Source organism: Gardnerella sp. c23Ub_4 (genome assembly GCF_055804115.1).
On record NZ_JANUYO010000001.1, the window covers coordinates 318,981 to 343,502 of the forward strand.

Sequence of the window (24,522 nt, forward strand, 5' to 3'; positions counted from 1 at the left end):
GGAGCCATCATGGAGAACAGGTCCTCTGGCGGTTGGAAGTTCTTTGCACTGCTCTTTGGAGCACTGCTCGCAGGTATTGCAGCATTGTATGTTTACAAGCAGCATAATCCTGATTACGATCCATGGGAGCAGCCATGGGAGAACAGCTCTTCGCCAATTAACATAGGCGCAGAAAAAGAAGATAAGGAAGAATCTGAAGCAGCTAAGGCAGTTGAGGCTTAGTTAGAATTAAAATTCTTATACTCAAATCTTTAGCTATATAAGGTGTGAAGTATTGCACTCGTAGTGCATAGCTTCACACCTTATTTTTATTTTGATAGTCGTTTTTTAGTCATTTTTATAAATAAAAAAGCTGTGACCAACAAACGCTAGTCACAGCTTTTATTAAAGCAATATTAAAATGCTTTTACATAATTATTCGGCAGTTGGAAGAGCGCCAGTGTGCCAAATGCGATCGAGGTAATCTTCGATAGAGCGATCAGAAGAGAAGTAACCAGAGTTGGCTACGTTCAACACAGCCATGCGTGCCCACTTCATAGGATCGCGGTAAGTTTCCTCAATTTGAGCTTGAATATCCATGTAAGAGCTAAAGTCAGCCATTGCCATGAAGTAATCGTGAGTAAGCCAATCGTTGACGAGTGGCTCATACACGCTCTTGTCGCCGTTGGAGAATGTACCGTCAGCAACCATGTCTACAGCTGTCTTCAAGCGAGGATCGGACTCGTAGTACTTGCGGGAGCCGCCGTGATCGTAGCCTTCAGCGTAGAGCTTCTCAACCTCGTCAACAGTCATGCCGAAGAGGAAGAAGTTCTCCGCACCAACGCGCTCGCGAATCTCAACGTTTGCACCATCGAGAGTACCAACAGTCAAAGCACCGTTCAAAGCAAACTTCATGTTACCGGTGCCAGAAGCTTCCTTACCAGCTTGAGAAATCTGCTCATCCAAATCGGTTGCAGGAATCAAGTTCATAGCAAGTTCAATGTTGTAGTTCTCTGGGAAGAACACTGCAAGCTTGCCCTTGCATGCTGGATCGTTGTTCACAACGCGAGCAACATTGTTGATAAGCTGAATAGTAAGCTTTGCCATAGCATAGCCTGGAGCGGACTTAGCGCCGAAGAACACGGTGCGTGGAAGCATCTTGTCTACGTCGATTGTGCCATTCTTGATTCCAGCGTATGTGGAGATAACCTGGAGGATCTTCATGGACTGGCGCTTGTACTCGTGCAAACGCTTAACAATGGTGTTAAACATAGTGTCTGGGTTGATTTCAAAGCCATACTTGTGCTTTGCAAAATCAACGAAGGCAAGCTTGTTCTGCTTCTTAACTTCAGCAAACTTCTTAACGAATGCCTTGTCGTCAGCCAATGGCTTCAAACCTTCAAGAAGCTCCAAATCACCCTGCCATGCGTCGGTGCCCAAGCCCTCAGTAATAAGAGCAGACATGCGTGGGTTGCTCAAACGCACAAAGCGACGAGGAGTTACGCCGTTAGTAACATTCTTGAACTTATCTGGGTAAACGCTGGAGAAGTCCTTTAATGTAACATCCTTCAACAACTCAGAGTGAAGCTCAGCAACGCCATTAACGTAAGAGCCGCCGTAGGTAGCCAAGTAAGCCATGCGAACTACAGCACCTTCGCCATTTTCGTCGGCGTCGGTAGCAATGCGCATACGCTCAACCTGATCTTCGGAAACGCCCTTGCTGCGAAGCTCGTTGCGGAACTGCTCGCTAATGCCTTGAATAATCTCAAGGTGGCGTGGCAAAAGTTCGCCAATAAGCTTGGCTGGCCAAACTTCCAAAGCTTCTGGAAGAAGCGTGTGGCAAGTGTAGTTGAATGTCTTAGTAGTAATGCCCCAAGCGGTGTTCCAATCGTAGCCGTACTCGTCCATAAGAACGCGCATAAGCTCTGGAATACCAATAACTGGGTGAGTATCGTTCAACTGGAAGTTGATCTTGCTTGGGAAGGTTGTAAGATCTGGCTTATCTTGACCAGGATAGAACACGCGAATAGCGTCGTGAATAGAAGCAGCTACGAAGAAGTATTGCTGCTCAAGACGCAAAGCCTTGCCCTGTGGAGTGGAATCTTCTGGATAAAGAATCTTAGAAATGTTTTCTGCTTCAACCTGTGGCTTAACAGCATCCAAGTACTCAGACTTGTTGAAGGTGAGCAAATCAAATTCGTCGTAAGACTTAGAAGTCCACAAGCGAAGAGTGTTTACGCGACCAGAGTTGTAGCCTGGAACCATGTAGTCAACTGGTACTGCGCGAACAGCCCATGCTGGCTTCCAAACGCGCTTGCCGTTTTCTTCAACAACTTCGCCGCCGAAGTTAACGCGCTGATCTCTGCCGTAGTCAACGTGACCCCATGGCTCTTCGTTGCTAAGCCAGTAATCAGGGGTTTCTACCTGCTTGCCCTGCTCGTCGAAGCGCTGCTTAAAAATGCCGTAACGATATTGGATGCCGTAGCCGAATGCTGGAACGCCGATAGAGGCGAGCGAGTCAATAAAGCAGGCTGCGAGACGACCCAAACCGCCGTTACCTAAACCTGGCTCATACTCAGCATCGATAACATCTTTTGGCTCAAAACCAAGCTTTGTAACAGCCTTGTTGAACTGATCGGTAAGGCCAGCGTTAAGCAAAGCATTTTCAAGCTGCTTGCCCATTAAGAACTCTGCGCTTAAATAGCCAACAGCCTTTGTGTTTCCGTTAATCATGTCATGCTGTGTCTGCATCCAAGAGTCCATCAAATGACGACGGACAGCGGTAGCAGCGGCAACATACACATCAGCCGTAGTGGCCTGTTCTGGGGTGACACCCTGGGTGTACTTCAGATTTTCTTGAAGTTCTTTGGCAAATGCCGCCGCAGTAGTCTTGGCTTTAGGCGCGACGTGTTTAGTCATATTTGACTCCTTGTGCCGTGAATAATATATTTACCTAAAATGTGCGAATAGCAACCCTTGATTATGCTGGTTGTAGCCGCGCCAAATTGCACTTAACAAGACGGTACGCGGCAATGCACACGTTTTCATTGTTGATGATACCACAACCCCAAACCCTTATTAATAATTATTCACAATATGACTTTTATAAAACAACATTAAAATCGCAAATAATACTTAGACAATTCGTGAGATAATTCAAATATGGCTGTTATACGAGAAGCGGATATAAGTGGCGCTAAAAAATCGTTTGAAACGTGGGTAAATAGTGCAAAATCTTATATAAATTCTATGAAAATAGATTCTACGAACAATAAAAAAGATTTGTGCTGCATAAACACAAGCGAAATAGGCGTTAGCGTAAACGATGAAGCAATGGCTGTTAGATACTCGCTTTATGTGCTAGAGCATATAGCTCCAGGATGCGCTGTAGAGGTAAGAGTGGCGCCTTGGGGAGCTGTAAAAATCTTAGAAGGACCACATTCAGATCCGCATAATTTAACACCGCCAGATGTTATAGAACTTGACCCAGATGTTTGGTTGCGACTTTCTTGCGCAATAACAAAATGGGATTACGAGCAGCAAATTGGGAATATAAGCGCAGTTGGAGAGCGAGACGATTTAAGCAATTTGCTGCCCGAACTTACAAAAGCTCTTTTTAATAATTAATGCTAACTAAGGGTATTTGCCTACATGCTTATCTACATATAGAATTAAGCGTTCTTGTGCAAATTCTTGTGCAAAAATTACTTGTTCTTATGCATAAAACTAGGCATAGGCATAGGAATGTGATGATGAACAACGCCAGAATTGCTAGACGACTTGTCTTTAGTAGCGGCCTGAGCGGCAGACTGAGCAGCCCACTCGGCGTAGTCGTCTAAATCGTCATCTCCACTCGAAACGGAATCATGCAAGCTACCAACACTATCATTACCAGCATTAGTGTTGGTGTCTTTAGAATCATCTTCTACAGATAAGCTTTCGGAATCATCTTGATTATCTAGATAATCCTCATTCTTGTAGCTATCAGATTCAAACGGATCGAAGGATCCTTGACCAGGCTCGTGAGTATTAAGCTCTTTAGCAAGCTCGTCGTAATCCGTATCGGTCGTCAGGTATTTGAGCTTACGGGCAATTTTCTGTTGCTTTGCCTTCTGTCGTCCGCGGCCCATCTGACCCCCTCTAATTTACCGAAACAATCAATTCATCACACAAGAGCGTACCACTTTGCCGCAACAGAGTATATTGTCTGAGTGAACTTTTACCATAAAAGCCATATTTTAGGCGTAAAAATCGCAAGAAAAATTGCGTGTGTAAGGAGTTAGAAATGGCAGAAGAAGCACAGGTTACAGCTGCTGGAAACGAGATAAGCGCAAGCTTTGTGGCAGCTCAAAAACGTTCAGACGCAACGCTTGAGAAGCTAAAAGCAAATCCTAGCTCCTTTACAATGCTTACGGGAGATAGGCCAACAGGAAGACTTCACTTAGGTCATTACTTTGGTTCGATTCGCGAGCGTGTCGCAATGCAAAATCTTGGCGTAAACACAAACGTGATTATTGCAGACTATCAGGTGATTACGGATAGAGACACTGTTGAGCACGTAGAAGATAACGTGCTAAACCTTGTTCTTGACTACATGGCTGCTGGAATTGACCCTAAGAAAACCATGATTTTTACGCACTCCGCTGTGCCTGCAGAAAACCAGCTTATGCTGCCATTCTTGTCTTTAGTTACAGAAGCCGAATTGCATAGAAATCCTACTGTTAAAGCCGAAATGGAAGCTTCTGGTCATGCCTTAACAGGACTTTTGCTTACATACCCAGTGCATCAAGCTTGCGATATTCTGTTTTGCAAAGCAAATGTTGTGCCAATTGGCAAAGATAATTTGCCGCATATTGAGATTACGCGCACGATTGCTCGCAGATTTAATGAGAGATACGCAAAGAAGAATCCTGTTTTTCCAGAGCCAGCTGCAATTCTTTCGGATACGCCAGAAATCCCAGGATTAGACGGCCGCAAGATGAGCAAGTCTTACGGAAACTCGATTATGCTTGGCGCAAGTGCAGAAGAAACAGCAAAGCTGATTAAGAAGAGTCCAACTGATTCTGAGCGCACAATTACTTTTGACCCAGTGGCTCGTCCGCAAGTTTCTGCGCTTTTGACTACTGCTGGTTTGGTTACAGGCAGAGATCCAAAAGATATTGCGCAAGAAATCAGCAACGCGGGCGCAGGAGCACTAAAAGCGTACGTTATTGAATCTGTAAACAACTTCCTTGCTCCACACCGCCAGCGTAGAGCGGAATTGGCCAAAGATATGGATTCAATTCGAGATATTTTGCATGATGGAAATGCGCGAGCTGCTGCGATTGCACAAGAAACACTTGATCAAGTACGCGAAGCAATGAATATGAAGTATTGATTAATTCTTGCTTGATAAAGCTTTCTTGATTGCATATTTTGATTGCATGCAAATAGAACGCGCATAAATAAAACGCCCAGTAGTAGCTGGGCGTTTTATGTTTATTAGCTTATGACTAAATGTCGTATCGCCAGCTTTTATCTGTTATAACGCGCGCAACTGCAAGCCCTAATGGCAAGCAAATAATCACCATAAACGCGCGGAAAGTCCAGTCTAAAGCAGGAAGAGTATTAAACTGACCGAGATAGAACATTGCGCGATACATATAAAGTCCAGGAACCATAATCACAATAGATGGAACCGTAAGACCAATGCGCGGATATCCCAAGTATTGCGGCGCCCAGCCTCTATGCACAATTGCACGCCAAGCGGAAGCCAAAAGACCAGCAAGCAAAGCGCCAGTAAACGCTGCGATCTCTGCAGCTACGCCAAAATCAGCCATTGTTAAGCGCAAAGTATCGGTAATTGCTCCGATTATTCCAGCAACAAAACACATTCGTTGAGGAGAATTAAACAGAACGGAGAATCCCCACACGCCTGCAAACGCTGTAATCATTCTAAGAACAGCATTAAGCCAAGGATTTAAGCCAAGCGGAGTAAAGCCTTGAGGGTCTAGCTGAACAAGGCTTGCAACCATCCAGCCTGCAAGAGTGCCCATTAGAATAATCGCCATTGTGTAGCAAAGCCGCTGAATGCCAGAAGGAAAATCAATCTTAGCAATATCTAAGCCGCCTGTAATAAGCGGGAAGCCTGGAATTACAAACAAAACAGAGCCAATATAAGCCGTATTGTGATGCAAAGCAGAAGGGTCAAAGCAACCAATAATGCGCAAAGAAGCAATGCAACTTAAAGCGCCAACAGCAACAGCAATAAACGTTACAACGAATTGGTTTAGATGATGCATAAACATGCGTCTTCTAACGTAGTGGCCAATTCCAGCGCCAATAAAAGCGCCAAGCATATCGTAAGCGCCGCCGCCAAGCAAAAATGCGAAGGATGCGCATGCTACTGCAGAGGCAAGGCCAGCAAACCAAGGTTTATAAAGAGGCTTGCGGTTTTTGATTAAGTCTAAGCGGTCGTGAACTTGACGAACTGTAAGCGGCGCGGAGAAATCGCCAGCAGGATTTGCGTTAGAGGAAGTAGTGAAATTGTTTTTAAGATCTGAATTCAAATTATTTTGGCTATTTTGAGCATTTTTAACATTCTTGACATTTTGAACGTGAGAAAAATGCTCAACATACGTTTTTTCTGGCTGTAGCGCAAAAATTCCGCGAGGTTTTTCTTTGCGAATCGCCTCTTGAATTGCCATTTTTTCTTCGACTTTTGCAGCGTGCTCCTCCGACTGCTTAGCTGTTTGAACAATCGCGTTCTCGTTACTGCTAGCTTGAAGAGTATCCACTAATTCCTTGGAAACAGTGGCTTTTGAATGGTATAAGGAATCGTTTCCAAGCTTAACGTTAAACCAATCTGCAAAGTGCTCAAGAAGCCAGATTCTCTCCGTGTTTACGCCAGTAGTAGGCAAGTCAACAACTTCTGTAATTCGCTCATGCTTATCTGTGCAAGTAGCTTCAATATCTGTTAAATTAACGTCTGCACGAACGTTCACGCCCATAGGTTCGCCAACGCGGTGCATAAGCTCGCGAACGCGGTAGCTTCCAGTTCCAGCGCCTAAACCTAAAGCGCCAACACGAATAATAATGCTGGATTTTGCTGCAATTCCAGCTTGCGTAACTGGTTTATCCCAATCGCGCTCAACATCTTCCATATCTAGCGGAATCGCATGCGTTTGAAAACGGCCAGAAGGCTTTCCAACAATATGGCCAGTCGAAAGTATTTTTGGCTTATTACTATCGCTGTTACTGCCGTTATTATTGCTGCTATTGCTATCGCTGCTATCCGCGTTATTCTCTTCTATGCTCACAATTTTTTAGTATACGCATTGCATTGCCTATAAAAATTTATATAAAAAATTTATATAAAAAATCAGTCCTAAGGTCGGTTCACAATTATTTTGGAATCTCGCTGGAAACAAAGGCTGTGGGCTTGCAACTTTTGACCTAAATAACCGCGGAGGAGCCGTGGAAGTCGAATGACCAAGCAACCTTATGACTAGCACAAGGAGGTCTGATGACAACTCAAAATCAACAGGTAACTCCAGCAGACGCAACGATTGTAACGTCTGGTTTAGGGCGAAAAGGTCCCGAGGAGCGCGAACTGCCAGCATCGCTTAAGCAAGACATGGATTTGTGCTTGCATATTCTGCGCGATGTTTTAGGCGAATTTGATGAAAAATTATTAACCGTATTTGACGAAGTGCGCTTAAATGCTGTAGACGCAAGTGCAGCACACTTTAATCAAATGCTTGATGCTCAAGAAACAGAAAACGACGGACTAAGCAAGGCTGTAGAAAAAATCAATGGCATGGATTTGCCAGATATGCAATTGCTTGCGCGCGCGTTTGCTACATACTTCCATCTTGCAAATCTTTGCGAAGAAAACTACAGGGTTTCTGTGCTGCATCAGCGCGAATGCGACGTTGAGGATTCTAATCCAGTAGATCCAGTGAACGAGCTAACTTGCGCATATCACAAGTTGCTTACAGAAATGAGCCCTGCGCAAGCTAAGGAATTGCTTGCAAAGCTTGAGTTCCACCCAGTTTTTACTGCGCACCCAACAGAAGCTAGGCGCAAGGCTGTAGCTGGTAAAATCCGCAGAATATCGCAGCTTTTAAGTAAGCACAATACTTTAGGCGGATCGGATAAGCGCGAGAATTATCGTAAGCTATACAACGAGATTGACGCATTGTTGCGTACATCTCCAATCGCACTTAAAAAGCCAACTCCTGTTGAAGAAGCGGACACGATTCTAGACATTTTTGACGCCACTTTGTTCAACACGATTCCGCTGGTTTATCGCAGATTTGACGATTGGTTGCTAGGTAAGAAGGCTGGCTTAGTGCCGCCGCGTTGCCCAGCGTTCTTCCACCCAGGAAGCTGGATTGGCTCCGATAGAGACGGAAATCCAAATGTTACGGCAAAAGTTAGCAGGCAAGTTGCTAGAAAGTTTAGCGACCACGTTCTTGCTGCTCTAGAAGCGCGTACGCGTGAAGTTGGAAAATGCTTAACAATGGAAACGCGCACAACTCCTCCAAGTGTTGAGCTTTTGGAGCTTTGGAATCGCCAGCGAGAAATGAGCGAGCAGCTAACGGAAAGCGCATCCGACGTTTCCAATAGCGAGCCGCATAGAGCCGTTATGCTTGTTATGGCAGATCGTTTGCACAGAACAATTAGCCGAGATACAGACATAATGTATCATTCTTGCGAAGATTTTATTGAAGACTTGCACATTGTACAAAGGTCTCTTGCGGCTGCTGGCGATTCGCGCGCGGCTTATGGTCCATTGCAAGATCTTATTTGGCAAGCGCAAACATTTGGATTCCACATGGTGGAAATGGAGTTCCGTCAGCATTCGCTCGTGCATTCTCGCGCTTTGGAAGATATTCGCGAACACGGTTTGCATGGGGAGCGCGGCCCGCTTCAGCCAATGACTCGCGAAGTTCTAGACACTTTCCGCGCGCTTGGTGCTATTCAAAAGCGAAATGGTATGCGCGCTGCTCGCCGCTACATTATATCGTTTGCAAAGTCTGCTCAGCATGTTCGCGATGTGTTTGAGCTTAATCGCCTTGCGTTTGCTCACCCTCAAGATGCGCCAACAATCGATGTAATCCCGCTTTTTGAGCAGCTTGAAGACTTGCAAAATTCGGTTAATGTTCTGGAAGAAATCATTAAGATTCCAGAAGTTCAAGCTCGCTTAAAGGCCACTGGCCGCAAGATGGAAGTTATGCTCGGTTACTCCGACTCTTCCAAAGACGCAGGCCCTACTTCTGCAACGCTTGCTTTGCATTCTGCTCAAGAGCGCATTGCTCAGTGGGCTAAAAAGCACGATATTGACCTAACGCTGTTCCACGGTCGCGGTGGCGCTGTTGGACGAGGTGGAGGCCCTGCAAACCGTGCTGTTTTGGCTCAACCAGTTGGGTCAGTAAATTGCAGATTTAAGCTTACTGAGCAAGGCGAGGTGATTTTTGCTCGATACGGAAACCCAATTTTGGCGATTCGCCACTTGGAATCTGTTGCTGCAGCAACTTTGCTTCAGTCTGCTCCAAGCGTGGAGAAAACAAACACAGAGATGACGCATAAGTATGCGGATATGGCTCAAAAGCTTGATGTTGCAGCGCATAATCGTTTTATTGATTTGCTTCAAACAGATGACTTTACGCCGTGGTTCTCAACCGTTACTCCGCTTAGCGAGATTGGTTTGCTTCCAATCGGCTCTCGCCCTGCAAAGCGAGGCCTTGGCGCAAAGTCTTTGGATGATTTGCGCACAATCCCGTGGGTTTTCTCTTGGGCACAAGCTCGAATCAACTTGGCAGCGTGGTACGGCTTGGGTACAGCTTGCGAAAAGTTTGGCGACTTGCAAACTTTGCGCAAAGCGTACGAAGAGTGGCCACTTTTCAGCACTTTTATTGACAACATTGAGATGTCTTTGGCTAAAACGGATGAGCGCATTGCTTGCATGTATCTAAGCCTTGGAGATCGCGAAGATTTGAGCGATAAGGTGCTTTCGGAAATGCAACTTACGCGCAAGTGGGTTTTGCAAATTGTTGGAGATAAGTGGCCGTTGCAACATCGCCATGTGCTTGGCCAGGCAATCCGCGTGCGCTCGCCTTACGTGGACGCGCTTTCTGTAATTCAGTCACTTGCATTGCATAAGTTGCGCAACAAGGTAGATAAAGAAGAGCTTAGCGAAAGCCAGCAAGCAGAGTTTATTTACTTGATTCTTTGCACAGTTTCTGGTGTTGCTGCAGGCTTGCAAAACACTGGATGATTTTAATAAATTACTGAATCAAGAAGGCTCTCGTATTTGCGAATTGCAATACGGGAGCCTTTTTGATAATAGGCTTATATTCTTAAACAAAATTCTTATTTACTACGAAAGATACAATATATTTTAAGTCAAAAATTTTACACTTTAAGCAACTGAAAATATTGCCAATGCCAGTGTAGGAGGTAATAATGCAAGAAGAAGTCAGCGAAGATTTTGCTAATGAAGATTCAGTTTTAGCTACATCGGTATTAAACGCAATGCTTGCAGGGAATCGCAAATTTGCAGACGGCAATTCAGATCATGCAGGCGTAAATTCAGAATCGCGCATGAAACTTATTGGCGGTCAGCATCCTGGAGCTGTTGTGCTTTCGTGCGCAGATTCGCGAGTTGCTCCAGAATTTATATTCGACGCTGGTTTGGGCGATATTTTTTCTGTTCGCACAGCTGGAGAAGTGTTGGATGATGCCGTAATAGCTTCGCTAGAATACGCTGTAAGTGATTTGGGGGTAAAAGTGTTGGTTGTGCTTGGGCATGAGCATTGCGGCGCTGTACAGGCTGTTTTGCCGAACGTGCAAAAGCTGGTTTCTGAATACGGCGAAGATAAAACAAGCGAAACAATTGAGTCGAGCGAGTCAATATTACTGCGTTCTTTAGGGCCTGCTGCGCTCGCAGGTGTTGAGGAAAATTTAGATACAGATGATATTGAACGTATTCACGTGTCTAATATTTTGGCTGAAATTTGCGAAAAATCACAAATAATTCGCGAAGCTGTTTTCAAAGACGCTTTGATGCTTGTTGGAGCAAGGTATCGAATGAGTGACGGCTTGGTGGAAGTGTTGTCATGCTAAAAACAGAAACCGAAGCAAAAACAACGAGCCAAGTAGAAAAAGCAAGTAAAGCAAAACAAGCAAATTCTGCAAACTATCTTTTTTTGATTGCAGGAGTGCCTTTTGTAGCTCTTATTATTGCAATGCTTCCAGCTTTGCAAGCGCGCAACCCGTGGTTGCCTGTAAACACTGTTATTAGGGGTGTTTCTGGCTTGCTTTTGCAAGCTGTTCCTTTTACGCTAATTGGTGTTCTTGTTTCCGCTGCTGTAGAAACATGGGTTACGGAAGATTTTATTGAAAAACACGCTCCAAAGTCTATTGCAAACGGCTTTTTGGCTGCGATTTTTGCAGGTGTGTGCGTTCCTGTTTGCGATTGTGTTGTTGTTCCAACTTTTTCTCGTCTTGTTGCGCGAAAGCTGCCATTGCCTTGTGCTGTAACGTTTTTGTGCGCTGTTCCAGTGGTAAATCCTGTTTCTATTTGGGCTACTTGGTACGCGTTTGCGGACGTTCCAGCAGTTGCTGTAACTCGAGTGGCTTTGGGTGTTGGTGTGGCTCTTTTAGTGGGTGTTAGCTTTGTGATTTTTCCTGTAAAGTCGCAAGTTTTAAGGCGAAATGTATTGGAAAAAGTTCGCGCTGATTGTTCGGATTGTGCGGATTGTGCGTATTGCGGCGGCTGCAATAAGTCGCAAAGTGGCCATTCTTCGTATAAAAATTCTTCCAGCTTTAAGTCTGGTATTAAAAATAGTTTGAAAACTTACGCACATCACATTTATTCAGATTTTATGCGACTAATGCCAATAATTTTGTTTGGAACGATAGTTGCTTCGATTATTCGCGTTTGGCTTGGTGCAGATCCTGCATCAAAGGTTAATACAACAATTGTTTTTGTGGCAATTCCAGCAATGATGTTAATAGCGTATGCAAGCTCACTTTGCTCCAGTTCCGACGCTGTAATCGCGCGCTCTTTGGCCTCCTCGCTTCCAATGAGTTCAGTAATTGTTTTTCTGCTTTTTGGGCCAATGCTAGACATAAAAAATACGCTTATGCTTGTTGAAGATTGCAAAACTAGCTTTGTTTTGCGCTTAATTGCAACGATTGTTGTGTTCTGTTTGTTTGCTGCGCTTATTGTTCATTTTGCGTGGGGAGTAATGCTGTGAGTGATATAAATTCCGCAAATTCCGCAAATTCTGCAAAATTGTCTAAAAAAATAACATTTGCAAGCATTATTCAAGCATTGTGTTTATTTTGTTTTTCTGCAACTTTAATGCACAGTGCTCTAAGTGGATCTTATGCAATTTTGACTACTCCGCGCGCGTTTGCTTATCTTATTTTTGCTGCGATTTTGCTTTTGGTTTTGGGAATTTGCTCACTTTTTGGACTTTTCCCTGCACATGCTAAAGATTGCAAAAAAATAATGGTTTCAATTGTAGTGCCAATGCTTATTATTTTGATTCCACTTCAAATGTCTCAATCGTCGCTTGCGAGCGGTTTTGCAAAGTCTGCAGGTTTTGACGAGTATGCTTCTGGTCGCGCAATAGCAATCGCGTCTAATCGTAAAAATAATAAAAAAAATTTAAGCGGATTAGATGTAGTTAATAAAAAAATTGTTGTTGCAGACGATGATTTTGGCAATTGGTACAACGAAATTGACCATAATTTTGATAAATACAAAGATTATACGATTGTTGTAAAAGGGTTTATAAGCAAAGAATCTACGCTTTCTAAAGATCAAGTTCGCATATCTAGACAGTTTATGTCTTGTTGCATTTTAGATATGAGCCCGTTTGGTTTTGTTGCACAAATGCCCAAAAATATGCGATTTGAGCATCATCAATGGGTTGTTGTTAAAGCCAAAATAGCCCTTGGGAAAGTTGGGCTAAAAGGTTATTCGCAAGATGGAATTGTTCTTAAAGTTGAATCCGCTAGCGATTTGAATAAAGCGCCTTCGGGGTATTTCTATAGAACTTGATTGCGCGTATTTGTTTATTGTCCGCATATTATCCGCATATTATCAACATTATTAACATTGCTTTTATACGCACTTTTTATATGAGCTAAATTCAACTAAGATAGCAAGTATGTCGTTGGGTTTTAACATTGCACTCATTGTTGTGTTCCTTTTGTTTGGTTCCATATTTGCAGCAACCGAACTTGCGCTTGTTAACTTGCGATCGTCGCAGCTGGATCGCATGGAAGCGCAGGATGCGCGAGGAGCGCGCGTAGCAAAAATCGCCCGCGATCCAAACACTTTTCTTTCCACTCTTCAAATCGGAGTTACGCTTTCTGGTTTTCTTTCGGCATCTTTTGGCGAATCTGCAATAGCACCTCATGTTGTGCCATTAGTGGAGTCTTGGGGTGTTTCAAAACATGTAGCAGGCCCGCTTACGACTATTGTTTTAACGCTTATAATATCGTATTTTTCAATCGTAATTTCTGAGCTTGTTCCAAAAAGAATCGCAATGCAGCGATCGGAGCAAATCGCAAGGACTGTTGTTCCTGCAGTAGACGTGTTCTCTAAAATATGCAAGCCCCTAATATGGTTGATTGCTAAGAATACCAACGGTTTTGTGCGCCTTCTTGGGTTCGATCCAAACGAAAAAGAAAGTGAAGTTTCCGACGAAGAGTTGCGCGTTTTAGTTAATTCCAATAAAAAACTTAGTCAAGATGAGCGCACGATTTTAGACGATGTTTTTGACGCTTCCGAGACGATTGTTGCAGAAGTCATGCGTCCTCGTGCAGACGTTGAGTTTTTGGATGGCTCACTAAGTCTAGAAGATGCTGCTGCAAAGATTCGCGAGCTTCCGTACTCTAGGTACCCAGTAACAGGCAAGGATTTTGATGATGTTATTGGATTTGTTCACGTTCGAGATTTGCTGGATGTTAAAGATCCAAACGCAAAAACAGTAGCAGACGTAACTAGAGAGGGAATAAGTCTTCCTGGAACGTCTAAGTTGCTCCCAAGTCTTGAGCTTCTTAGAAAGCGAGGGGTTCATCTTGCGGTTGTTATTGACGAGTATGGTGGAACGGATGGCATTGTAACTCTTGAAGACATGACCGAGGAGCTTGTTGGAGATATTCGAGACGAGTACGACTTGCCAGATGAGTCGGATTTAAGCCGCGATAGCAAGTCTACAGCGTTTGTAAACGGAGTAGCTACTGTTGATGGCGGAATGACGATTGAAGACTTTGCAGACGTTACTGGAATCGAATTGGAAGATGGCCCTTACGAAACGGTTGCAGGGTATTTTCTGGCTCGCACAGGCTCGATGGGTAAGGTTGGCGCTGTTTTGCACGATGCGGATGGCTACGATATGACTGTTGCAGAAGTGGATGGTCGTAGAATTGCTACGATTGAAGTTAGAAAAACAGAGCAAAATAAAGATTTGAACAAAATCAATAACAAAAATTAATAAAAAACAAAAAATGGAGGATACTATGGCTTTAATGCATATTGTGCCAGGTTTAGACGAAGTTTCTAGCGAAAAAGCTATTGCGGTTTTACAAAATCGTTTAAGCCACGAGCAGGAAGCTGCTTTAGTCTTAAAGCATGCGCATTGGAATGTTACGGGTCCAGACTTTATTGCAGTTCACGAAATGCTTGACCCTCAAGTTAGTGAAGTTTTGGCTCAAGCAGATGAGACAGCTGAGCGAATTGCAACGCTTGGAGGCTCGCCATCTGGTCGCGCGGACGATGTTGTAGCTTCGCGCACTTGGAAGCGTTTTGCTCTTAGTGGTAGAAAGTCCACCAAAGAATATTTGCAAGCATTAATTGAGTATTACAACGATATGATTGCGGACGATAGAAATGCCATTGCACAGCTTGATAATCTTGATATTGTTAGCTCAAATATTATTCAAGACCATGTTCAGCAGCTTGAAAAGTTCCAGTGGTTTATGCGCAGTCATTTAGAGTAATTTTGTAGAATAATTTTGCGACACGCTTAGATTTGCTATTTGACATTTTTGTTTCATGTGCTAATCTAACTACTTGTATGTTTTCAACATACAAGTTGGGCCCGTAGCTCAGGTGGTTAGAGCGCATCCCTGATAAGGATGAGGTCGGAGGTTCAAGTCCTCCCGGGCCCACGATAGAATGAACATCATTCTTTCGAATGGGGCTATGGCGCAGCTGGTAGCGCATCTGCTTTGCAAGCAGAGGGTCAGGAGTTCGAGTCTCCTTAGCTCCACAAATAGGGTTTCTAGCATTTGCTAGAAGCCCTTTTTTCATGCATGGGGTCCGTATTGTGTTTTGGGGTGTTTGTTGTGCTTGCGCGCGTCTTGCTATATGAGAATGCTTCTCATCTAGGCCTTTTGGTAAACTAAATTTGTTAAGTCAATATAACCTCTTACGCCGTGTATTGGGCTTGCTGTTATAAATCTTATAAATAGCTGCTCAATGGGTTAACAAGGCGTGAAATCGTGTGTTAGCAGCGTTTAACGCGGTTAACCTGATCAGCGTAAGGAAAGTGTATGCGTAAACTTTTAGCGTATTGCCGTCGTGCTCCTCAATTAGTAATCGTTTTAGTTTTGTTCCCGTTTATTGCGGCGTTTTATTCTAGCAATCTAAGTTTTATACTCGATTTTTGCAAAGCTATAAGCAAGACGTTAAATCAACTATTTTCACTGATAAACGTTGATTTTAATGCGCAAATAAGCCTTACAATCGGGCAAAGTATAATAACATGTTTAGTTTTATACACATGTGCTAAGTCGCTTTTAAGTATGATTGATGATTTGGCGCATGGCACGCTTGGAATTGACTTGCTTGCGTTTATTGCATTGCTCGCAACGCTTTGTATAGGCGAATTTTGGGCAAGTTATTTGATTGTTGTAATGGTGTTTACAGGCGGTGCAATCGAAGACTTTGCGCAAGATGCAGCGCAAAAAAATCTGTCGCTTTTAGTAAATGCGTTTCCTCAAACCGCGCATTTAATGACACTTCCTGGAATAGTGTGCGGTGAATCTTGTGAGCAATGTGCTCTGCTTGATCATAATCATTTTAGAAAAGTAAGCGATGAATCTTCGCTAGAGGCATTGCAAGAACCTAAAGATTTTACTAGTTGTGAATCGTGTAAAAAATGTAACAATAACTCTAAAGAATGCCCAATATTGCAAGATGTAAAGTCTTCTAGCCAATTGCAAAGATACAAAACAGTTCCAGTTGAAGATCTAAAAATTGGCAATGTAATAGTTGTGCTTCCAGGAGAAACGGTTCCTGTAGATGGTCAGCTTTTAAGCGGTTCTGCGGTTTTAGACACAAGCGCAATAAATGGCGAGTCGCTTCCGCGTGAAGTGTTTGCTGGCGCGCAAGTGTTGTCTGGGTGTGTAAATGGCGGTGTTGTGTTAATTATGCGCGTAACTAAGTTATCGCAAAATTCGCAATATCAAAAAATCATGAAGTTGGTTGAATCTGCAAGAAGCTCCAAGGCAGTTGTAGTTCGATTTGCGGATATGCTTTCCGTTCCATTTACGGTGCTTTCTTTTGTGATTGCATTTAGCGCTTGGGCTGTATCTGGGCAGGCTTTAAGATTTGCGCAAGTGTTGGTGCTAGCTACGCCTTGCCCACTATTAATCGCTGTGCCGGTGGCATTTATGGCAGGAACGGGAAGGCTTGCAAAGCTTGGGATTGTTGTAAAAAGTCAGGATGTTTTAGAGCAATTAAGTTGTGTAAGTGATGTTTTCTTCGACAAAACGGGAACGCTTACTGTTAAGCAGCCTCAAGTTGTTAGAGTGGATTTAGCGAATCATAAAGATGGCGAAGATAGCGCAGATAGCGCAGATGGCAAAGATGGCGTAAATCAAGAAAATAGTGGGTTGCAAAATAGAATCCTAATGTTTGCAGGTGTTTTGGAAACCTACTCGCAGCACATTCTTGCAGGAGGAATTGCAAAAGCTGGAGCAGATCTTTGGCAAAACGCGCATCCATCTGCTATTCCGCAACTTCCAAGCGTTCGCGAATATCCAGTTATAAGCGGTGTTAAAGAAACTGCTGGGCAAGGTATATGCGCAAGTGTGGATGGTATAAACGTTAGAGTTGGGCGAAAAAGCTACGTTTTGAATGCGTGCCCTGGCAAGCTCGCGGAAAAGTCGCAAGCAGCCGAAGATAAAGCCAAACATGCAAATGTAGAAAATATAGAAAATATAGAAAACGCAAAAAATATATCAAAAATAGAAAGCAACTTTGAAAAACTTGCTGCCGACGAAATGGCAACATACGTTTCTTTTGATGGCAAACTTGTTGGTCGAATCGTTCTAAAAGACGTGCCTAGAGAAAATGCAAAATCAACGATTCAAAAACTAAAGGAGCTTGGCATTCGTTCAATAAGCATGCTTACAGGAGACGGCTTGCAAGCTGCTCAAACAATAGCAAAAAGCGTTGGGATTGAGCGAGTAAAGGCTAATTTGCTACCGCAAGACAAACTTGAGTGCATAAAACAGCACTATAGTGATTACAAAAGCGAAGAAGATTGCGGCAGTTTTGGCATCTTTAGCAGCTTTATGCATAAGAAAAAAGATAAGCGCGTAACAATGATGGTTGGAGATGGCGTAAATGATGCTCCAGTTTTGGCTGCAGCAAACATTGGTGTGGCTTTAACAGATGGCACGGATACAGCAGCTTCGGAGTGCGCGCAAGTTGTGATTATGAACAACAACATTTATGCTGTAGCAAACGCTGTAAGCGTTGCAAAACACACGAAGAGAGTTATGATTCAAGCTGTTATGTTGGGAATTGGTTTGGCTGTTATAAGCATGATTGCGGCTGCTTTTGGGCTGATTCCTGCCGTTCTTGGAGCTATGATGCAAGAGATGATTGATGTTGTGTCAATTTTGTGGGCGCTAACAGCGTTGAAAGGCAAACGTGCGTAAGTGACAATATTCACTTTGCTCTTTTCTTGAATGAATCAAGGCGCTAGTCTAAGTAGTGGAGCATTTAAGGAAGCGATTATGTAAATCTTCAAAAAGATTAGGCTTAAGAATGCTCGAAACACGCAAAATGTAATGTTTTAACATAACAAAAGTTGAATAACAAAATTTGAATAACAACATGGGAAAATTTATGGAAACGAATTATAATGCGGATTCGCACGAATTGCGAATCGCAGTTATTGGCGCGGGGCCTGCTGGAATTTACTCGTCAGATATTTTTCTTCGTCAGCTTAAAAAACTAGGCGACGGCATGGGCTTGGGTACGGCCGCTAGAATCGATTTATTTGAAAAGTTGCCAGTGCCATTTGGCCTGGTTCGATATGGCGTTGCTCCAGACCATCCGAGTATAAAATTTATTGCAGATGCATTAGCTAAAACGCTTGATAATCCAAATATTCACTTGTATGCGAATGTTGAATTTGGCAAAGATATTACACTAGAAGATTTATTGCCGCGCTACGACGCAATTCTTTTTGCTACGGGCGCTGTAGAAGATAAGCCGCTTGGTATTCCAGGAGCATCGTTAAACGGTGTTTATGGCGCTGCAAAGTTTGTGGAATGGTACGACGGATATCCTACCAGCGAGCGTACGTGGCCGCTTGATGCAAGCGAAGTGGCTGTTATTGGCGGCGGAAACGTTGCTATGGATGTTGCGCGCGAGCTTTTGCGAGATGCTGATTATCTTAGAGAGCACACGGATATTTCCGACGACGTTTACAATGGTTTACTTAAAAACCAGGCTAAAACACTTCACTTGTTTATTCGACGAGGCGTTGCTCAAGCTAAATTCTCCGTGCAAGAATTGCGTGAGATGGAAAAGCTTTCTGGTGTGCAAATAGTTGTAAACGAAAGCGATTTTGACCTGGACGACGAAACAATTGATGTTGCTGGAAAAGACAAATTGACTCGCCAAATGGTAGAAGAGCTTTTTGCTATACGCGATTTGAGTGAAGATATGGAAGATGGTGGAAACGTTGACTTTGAGGGCAATACTGCAAATAGGCGCTACATTATTCACTTTAACGCAAATCCAGTTGAGATTTTAGGCAAAGATGGGCGAGTGTGTGCGATTCGAGTAGAGCGCACATCTACAAGCGCGGATGGCAAAATGACTTGCACTGGCGAGTTTGAAGAATACCCAGTTCAGGCGGTTTACCATGCGATTGGATATAAGCCTGCGCAGGTTAGTGGAGTTGCTTACGACTCTTCTCGTGCGCTTCTTGCAAACAGCGATGGCAGGATTTTAACTTCTGCGCAAAATGGGGTTGTTTGCCCGCGCTTGTATGCAACTGGTTGGGCTAAGCGAGGACCAGTCGGTTTGATTGGCTCTACAAAGTCGGACGCTCTGCAAATTGTTGAAAATATGCTGGAAGACTTGGCAAAAAGCTCGACCGAAGAATGTGAAACCGCGCTTCCTGCGCTTTCTGAGATTCCTGCACTTCCTGGAAGATTGGCAACAGATAGAGATCCTAAGTCTATTGAAAATCTTCTTAAATCTAGAGGAGTCAAAGTGGTTGATTTTGAAGGGTGGAAGAGGATTGATGCTTTCGAGGTGGAATCTGGATTAGCGGAAAATCGCGCTCGCAAAAAAGTCGTATCTAAACAAATGCTTATGGATATAGCGGAAATTAAACAATAGTTTATATTGAGTGTACGCATTGATTAGTAAACATTGATTAGTGGCCATTAAACTGTAGCCAAATTGCGCAGAAAGTGGCCACTTTTCAACATTTATTCATCTGTTTTAAGTGTGTTAAATCATAAACATTAAATATACAGTTTTCATTCAGCAAAATTACAGTTGCGATTATTAAAATCAAAATCATGTTTGGCAACATGGGTATGCGCTATTGCAACAATTTGAAAACAGTAGTGTTGTTTTCGCTAATATGGCTATTTGCTGCTTTGCTGTGGATTGTTGCTGGATTGCGTTTGTCGATGCTGGTTTGGTTTGCAATTATTGCAATAATTTTAAGCTTATGTGCTTATTGGCTTTCTGGAAAAGTTGCCACTCGCATTATGCGTGCTAGCGAAATTAGCGAGAATGACGAACCTGTTTTATACGGCATTGTTCGCGAGATTTCTGCGCAAATCGAAAAGCCTATGCCGCGCATTTATGTTGCTCCAACAGATAGTCCGAATATTTTTGCAATTGGTAGAAGCGAGCGTCACGCAACAATTTGCTGCACTCGTGGTCTTTTGAATATTCTAAACGAGCGCGAGTTGCGTGGCGTTGTAAGCCACGAGCTTATTCATGTTTATAATCACGATATTTTGAATTCAACGGTTGCATCTGCAATCGCAACAGTTGTTACGTATTTTGGGTACGTGCTTATGTATTCGGGAAGTGAGTGTGCAAAATCTGCTAAAAGGCGTTGCCCTGTACTAAAAGTTATTGGCAAGGTTTTAAGTGCCATTTTTGTGCCGCTTGGTTCTCTATTTGTTAAGCTTGCGATTTCTAGAGTGCGCGAGCTGGATGCAGATCGAAGTGCAAGTATGCTTACTGGCGACCCTGCGGCTTTAGCTTCTGCTCTAAACAAAATTTCCTACGGAGTTAAGATGCATAAGATGGATTTGCATTCGGGAGTGCAAGCTATTGCTTCACTGATGATTGTAAATCCGTTTGCAAACTACGATTCCAAGCTTTTAAAGCTGTTTTCTAGGCAGCCAGATGTTAACAAGCGAGTTGACTCTTTAATGCTTATGTCTAGTAAGATGGAAAGTCTTGTGCAAGAAGATGCACGTGGAGAAGTAGATTACGTTGAGCCAGATAGAGATAGCGTGTTTCGTTTTAAGAATGGCACTAAATACGATATTGAATACGGCAAAGGTGTTTCTGGTGGAGTTGTAGCGGTTAGCGGAGCGTGATATTCTTAGATGGTTTGCTTTTTAGATTGATTCTTTGGCACTTATTTGCTTGTTTGCAGGCAGATTATCGGTAAGGATTAATCGCAAACAACCGAACATGCGGACATAGTTCATCGGTAGAATGGAAGCTTCCCAAGCTTCAGAGGCGGGTTCGATTCCCGTTGTCCGCTCCATGTAGAAAACGTTGATATATCAACGTTTGTGGCTTGTTCTTATGTCTTAGAAGTACGCTAAATGTGAAAATAATGTGCAAAATTCTATAATTTTTTTTTTAATATTGACACGAAAGTCTTAGTTAAATTAAAATCGTATTAAATCCGCTATGGTAGAGGATTTAATTGGGCAGGAGGTTTTTTTATGTTAGATATGTTGTTTGCACTTGTTGCTGTTGCATCAATGTTAATAGGCTTGGTTTTGTCTGTAATGCTTTGGGTTAAAAGCAGCAAGTCAGTTAAAGAGTTGTATAAAAACGCATATGTATATGCGATTGTTGATGTTGTATTAGGCGTATTGTCTTGGGCAACTTATGCTGCGACTATCAATTCCGTAGATGTTGATGTGCGTGAATTCTACACAAATTACTTCACAGCGCCATTGATTGTTCTTGCTGTTCTTGTTGTAAGCATTGCAGCTATAACCATCTTTAAGAGTAAAAAAGATAGCTATGTAGCATAACTAGATTAAATAGTTTATTAAAAATAATAGCCTTCTGAGTTTAATTAAAATTCAGAAGGCTATGTTTGTTATATGTTGTGTTTGGTTTGATTGTGATTTGTTGATTTCAGTCTGAATTCTGTGTGTGATATTTAGACAAAAGATGTATAAATCGTAGTTTTTGTACATTGGATGTATAAAAAATGTACATTGGATGTACAAAAAATACGTTTTTGTGTATACAAGTTTTATAATCGCGCGCTTGCAACGCAATGCATTTGTATAAATATTGGATTATAGGCCAATCAGAATCTGTGGCCAAGTCGGAGATTCGACCACAGTGCTGTTAATAGTTCAGTCAACTATCTGAGAGAATAACAGTAAAGCCAATTGCGCGTAGCTTTAATTAAAAATAATCATTACTCTAAAATAGACAAATACAAATCAAGTCTTTGATTTAAATATCTTGCAAACAAGTTTGCCATGGCAGACACGTTATGTTTTGAGTGATACTCATCAAAAGCTTCATAATATTTCAAGCGATCAGTAAATTTTATATCTATTGGTGGGTAACCTGCTTTCATCAATTCCAAATTGACCAGCAGTCTTCCTGTTCTTCCATTTCCATCAATAAAAGGATGAATGCTTTCGAATTCTATATGAAAACGAGCAAGTTTAGTAACAATATCTTCATTGCTGTTTTTGTATTTTTTCAATAATTCTTCCATTTTTGAAGCGATTAAATATGGTTGTGGTGGCTCATGTGTAGATCCCATAATTCGAACGGGAACTCTTCTATAAACGCCTCTATCTTTTCTCTTACTGGCTAAAACTAAATAATGTATGTCTTTTATAACTTTTTCATTTATCTGCTTATTTTCGCTAACAAGCTGCTTTACGTAATCAAAGGCTTCTTTGTGTCCAATAACTTCTAGATGCTCTTTTAATGATTTTTGATCAACAGTAAGCCCTCTAAGAACCATGTCTGTTTCGCGCAGTGTTAAAGTGTTTCCCTCAATTGCGTTTGAGTTATATGTATATTCTATTAGAAATTCTTCATTAAGTCTTTCTAATTCCCCTTCAGTTAGGGGTCTTCTTTTTTTAAGGGTTTCTAATTTAGTTTTTATGATTGGAATTAGCGATTCGCTAATTTTATATCTTCCGTCGGTTGGCTTTGCTGCGTCATGCGGTATTTTCCAGGATCTTCCTTCTCGATATACTCCTGGAATTTTCCCTTCGGAGCATAGAATTCTTACTCGTCTATCTGATATGCCCCATTTTTCAGCAGCTTGCTTTACTGTTATGTACATAAAATACCCTTAATCATTGTTGCATTTTATTATATTTTAACGTTTTATCGGAATAACATAAACAGTAGCGGAATAACATATTTAATTTATCGGAACAATAGTGATTGATAAAACTAGTAACGTGAATCTGTGTTAAATATTGGGATATCTTTGTTTAGAATGATTTTGCAAGTAAAGAATAGCCCAGATTCGATTGTGGCAAAACGCTTGTATTGCAAGGTCTAAGACATGATTTTTTTTTACACACTTTTGGGGCTTCGGGCCCTTGATTTTGGTATGAATTTTGTGTGTGATATTAGACGAGAGATGTGTAAATCGTAGTTTTTGTACATTGGATGTATAAAAAATTGTACATTGAATGTACAAAAAATACGTTTTTGTGTACACTTATTTTTATGAGCGCATATTTTCCTAGACCAATTGCTGATTCTATTCTTCAATCAAAACGAAAAGTCGTGATTCTTGAAGGCGCAAGAGCTGTAGGTAAAACTATGATGTCAAAGCGTCAGCTTGTATCTAAAGGATTCTCATACGTGAGCCTTGCGGATGAAAATACATTTGTGCTTGCATCAACAGATTTATATGGTTGGCTAAAAAATCTTAGTACTCCAGTTGTTATTGATGAAGCGCAAAGGCTGCCAAATTTGCCTCTTGCAATAAAAGAAATAGTTGATAATTCAACGGAAAACAGTCTTCAATATGTTTTAACAGGTAGTGCACTTATAAATCGCAATGGACTAGATGGTCAAGATCCTCTTGCTAGACGCGCTCAGCATTTTACAATGAGTCCTTTTACGCAGTGTGAAATTACTCAAAATAGTAGAAATATTGTAGATAGTCTTATAGAAAGTAATCCAAATCTTAAATATGAAAAAGAAATAAGCAGAGAAGAAGTATATAAAATTATGGCTGCGGGAGGATTCCCAGAATATCAGCAATCATATGATTCTTACGAGGCTTGGGAGAGAGAAAAGCTTGTTTCAAACGATATTCTTGCAGTGTTGGGAGATACCATTCTTCCAGGAGAACGATTAGACAGAAGCATGGCTGTTAGCATACTTAATAAGTTGCTATGTGAGCCTGGTGGGATTCTTAATACGAGTTCAATAGGTCAAGATCTTGCTTTAGATAGGCGAACCATTGAGCGTTACATTAGCGTATTCTTGCGTAGATTCTTAATAAATTATCTACCGAATATAAAAACTGCGCCAAATCGTCAAACTTTTACTAGAGCAAAAATACACCCAGTCGATACGTCTTTAAGTGTTCAAACAATGATCAGTAAGGGTCATAATCCTTTGGAAGATCCCGTTACGTATGGGAACTTACTAGAAAGCTTTGTTGTAAATCAGATTATGCCTGCTGTGCAATGGTCTAAAACGCATCCAGATTGCTTCTACTGGCGTGAAACTGGTAGCAGTCCTAAAGAAGTTGACCTTGTGCTAAGCTTCCGTGGGAATCTGGTTGGAGTGGAAGTAAAAAGCTCTAGCATGGTGAATCGTAACGATTTTAAGGGGCTTGTAGCTCTTTCTAAAAAACCTGAATTTAAGCGCGGATATGTTGTTTATATGGGTCAAAAAATTATGCAGTGGGCAGATAATCTGTGGGCAATACCATTAAGCGCGCTGTGGGAATGCAATGCATTTGAGTGAATAAATAAAGACCAGCTTGGTTGTTTGCAAGCTGGTCTTTATCT

Annotated in this window: 18 protein-coding genes and 3 tRNA genes; 17 read left to right on the forward strand and 4 right to left on the reverse strand. The window is 42.2% G+C overall.

The genetic code is table 11. The features are described from left to right. The first annotated feature begins 9 nt into the window (after nt 1–9). Nucleotides 10–222, forward strand: a complete 213-nt coding sequence (locus tag NYP67_RS01430; protein WP_004131212.1) for a hypothetical protein — start codon at nt 10–12, stop codon at nt 220–222. A gap of 192 nt (nt 223–414) precedes the next feature. On the opposite strand, the gene NYP67_RS01435 is transcribed toward NYP67_RS01430, so the two are convergent. Continuing rightward, nucleotides 415–2,898 (reverse strand): glycogen/starch/alpha-glucan phosphorylase, encoded by a 2,484-nt coding sequence (locus tag NYP67_RS01435; RefSeq protein ID WP_473411106.1) that lies wholly within the window; start codon nt 2,896–2,898, stop codon nt 415–417. Between the two features lie 243 nt (nt 2,899–3,141). Here NYP67_RS01435 and NYP67_RS01440 point away from each other — a divergent pair, with 243 nt between their 5' ends. Then, nucleotides 3,142–3,606 (forward strand): sterol carrier family protein, encoded by a 465-nt coding sequence (locus tag NYP67_RS01440; protein ID WP_004131216.1) that lies wholly within the window; start codon nt 3,142–3,144, stop codon nt 3,604–3,606. 77 nt (nt 3,607–3,683) lie between these two features. Here NYP67_RS01440 and NYP67_RS01445 read toward each other — a convergent pair whose 3' ends face one another. Next, the gene (locus NYP67_RS01445) at nt 3,684–4,109 is read right to left on the reverse strand and encodes a DUF3073 domain-containing protein (RefSeq protein ID WP_004131217.1); all 426 of its coding nucleotides are present in this window, start codon (nt 4,107–4,109) and stop codon (nt 3,684–3,686) included. Nucleotides 4,110–4,264: 155 nt separating this feature from the next. Here NYP67_RS01445 and trpS point away from each other — a divergent pair, with 155 nt between their 5' ends. Further along, nucleotides 4,265–5,356, forward strand: coding sequence for a tryptophan--tRNA ligase (gene trpS, locus NYP67_RS01450; RefSeq protein ID WP_004131219.1), 1,092 nt, complete (start codon nt 4,265–4,267; stop codon nt 5,354–5,356). A gap of 115 nt (nt 5,357–5,471) precedes the next feature. Here the strand turns inward: trpS and NYP67_RS01455 are convergent, their stop codons facing one another. Then, the gene (locus tag NYP67_RS01455) at nt 5,472–7,277 is read right to left on the reverse strand and encodes a threonine/serine exporter family protein (RefSeq protein WP_128831943.1); all 1,806 of its coding nucleotides are present in this window, start codon (nt 7,275–7,277) and stop codon (nt 5,472–5,474) included. A gap of 206 nt (nt 7,278–7,483) precedes the next feature. Here NYP67_RS01455 and NYP67_RS01460 point away from each other — a divergent pair, with 206 nt between their 5' ends. The 13 genes from NYP67_RS01460 to NYP67_RS01520 all read left to right on the forward strand — a co-directional run bounded on the left by NYP67_RS01460 (nt 7,484) and on the right by NYP67_RS01520 (nt 21,537). Further along, complete coding sequence (locus NYP67_RS01460) at nt 7,484–10,240, forward strand: phosphoenolpyruvate carboxylase (protein ID WP_473411107.1); 2,757 nt, start codon at nt 7,484–7,486, stop codon at nt 10,238–10,240. 188 nt (nt 10,241–10,428) lie between these two features. After that, a complete protein-coding gene (locus tag NYP67_RS01465; protein ID WP_473411108.1) occupies nt 10,429–11,088 on the forward strand; it encodes a carbonic anhydrase in 660 nt (219 codons plus the stop codon). Further along, the gene (locus NYP67_RS01470; protein WP_004132405.1) at nt 11,082–12,224 is read left to right on the forward strand and encodes a permease; all 1,143 of its coding nucleotides are present in this window, start codon (nt 11,082–11,084) and stop codon (nt 12,222–12,224) included. The genes NYP67_RS01465 and NYP67_RS01470 overlap by 7 nt, the downstream gene beginning before the upstream one ends. Then, the gene (locus NYP67_RS01475; RefSeq protein ID WP_004132407.1) at nt 12,221–13,036 is read left to right on the forward strand and encodes a TIGR03943 family putative permease subunit; all 816 of its coding nucleotides are present in this window, start codon (nt 12,221–12,223) and stop codon (nt 13,034–13,036) included. Before NYP67_RS01470 ends, NYP67_RS01475 begins: the two co-directional genes overlap by 4 nt. Before the next feature lie 109 nt (nt 13,037–13,145). Further along, complete coding sequence (locus tag NYP67_RS01480) at nt 13,146–14,477, forward strand: hemolysin family protein (protein WP_004131228.1); 1,332 nt, start codon at nt 13,146–13,148, stop codon at nt 14,475–14,477. Between the two features lie 25 nt (nt 14,478–14,502). Then, nucleotides 14,503–14,982 carry a Dps family protein gene (locus tag NYP67_RS01485; protein WP_004131229.1) on the forward strand — a complete coding sequence of 160 codons (480 nt, stop codon included), beginning with the start codon at nt 14,503–14,505 and terminating at the stop codon, nt 14,980–14,982. A 97-nt stretch (nt 14,983–15,079) separates the two neighbouring features. Beyond that, nucleotides 15,080–15,153 (forward strand) — tRNA-Ile (locus NYP67_RS01490). 28 nt (nt 15,154–15,181) lie between these two features. Continuing rightward, a tRNA-Ala gene (locus NYP67_RS01495) sits at nt 15,182–15,254 on the forward strand. A 283-nt stretch (nt 15,255–15,537) separates the two neighbouring features. Then, entirely contained in the window at nt 15,538–17,934 is a 2,397-nt protein-coding gene (locus NYP67_RS01500) for a heavy metal translocating P-type ATPase (RefSeq protein WP_473411109.1), read from the forward strand. A gap of 190 nt (nt 17,935–18,124) precedes the next feature. Then, a complete protein-coding gene (locus tag NYP67_RS01505) occupies nt 18,125–19,633 on the forward strand; it encodes an FAD-dependent oxidoreductase (protein WP_032815616.1) in 1,509 nt (502 codons plus the stop codon). Between the two features lie 185 nt (nt 19,634–19,818). Beyond that, complete coding sequence (locus tag NYP67_RS01510) at nt 19,819–20,862, forward strand: M48 family metalloprotease (protein WP_004131238.1); 1,044 nt, start codon at nt 19,819–19,821, stop codon at nt 20,860–20,862. Nucleotides 20,863–20,961: 99 nt separating this feature from the next. Further along, a tRNA-Gly gene (locus NYP67_RS01515) sits at nt 20,962–21,035 on the forward strand. Between the two features lie 184 nt (nt 21,036–21,219). Further along, nucleotides 21,220–21,537 (forward strand): peptidase A8, encoded by a 318-nt coding sequence (locus NYP67_RS01520; protein ID WP_102704865.1) that lies wholly within the window; start codon nt 21,220–21,222, stop codon nt 21,535–21,537. Nucleotides 21,538–21,935: 398 nt separating this feature from the next. On the opposite strand, the gene NYP67_RS01525 is transcribed toward NYP67_RS01520, so the two are convergent. Further along, nucleotides 21,936–22,826, reverse strand: a complete 891-nt coding sequence (locus NYP67_RS01525) for a Fic family protein (protein ID WP_102704866.1) — start codon at nt 22,824–22,826, stop codon at nt 21,936–21,938. Between the two features lie 395 nt (nt 22,827–23,221). Between NYP67_RS01525 and NYP67_RS01530 the strand changes: the two genes are divergently transcribed. Continuing rightward, the gene (locus tag NYP67_RS01530) at nt 23,222–24,478 is read left to right on the forward strand and encodes an ATP-binding protein (RefSeq protein ID WP_032815617.1); all 1,257 of its coding nucleotides are present in this window, start codon (nt 23,222–23,224) and stop codon (nt 24,476–24,478) included. Nucleotides 24,479–24,522: the final 44 nt, after the last annotated feature.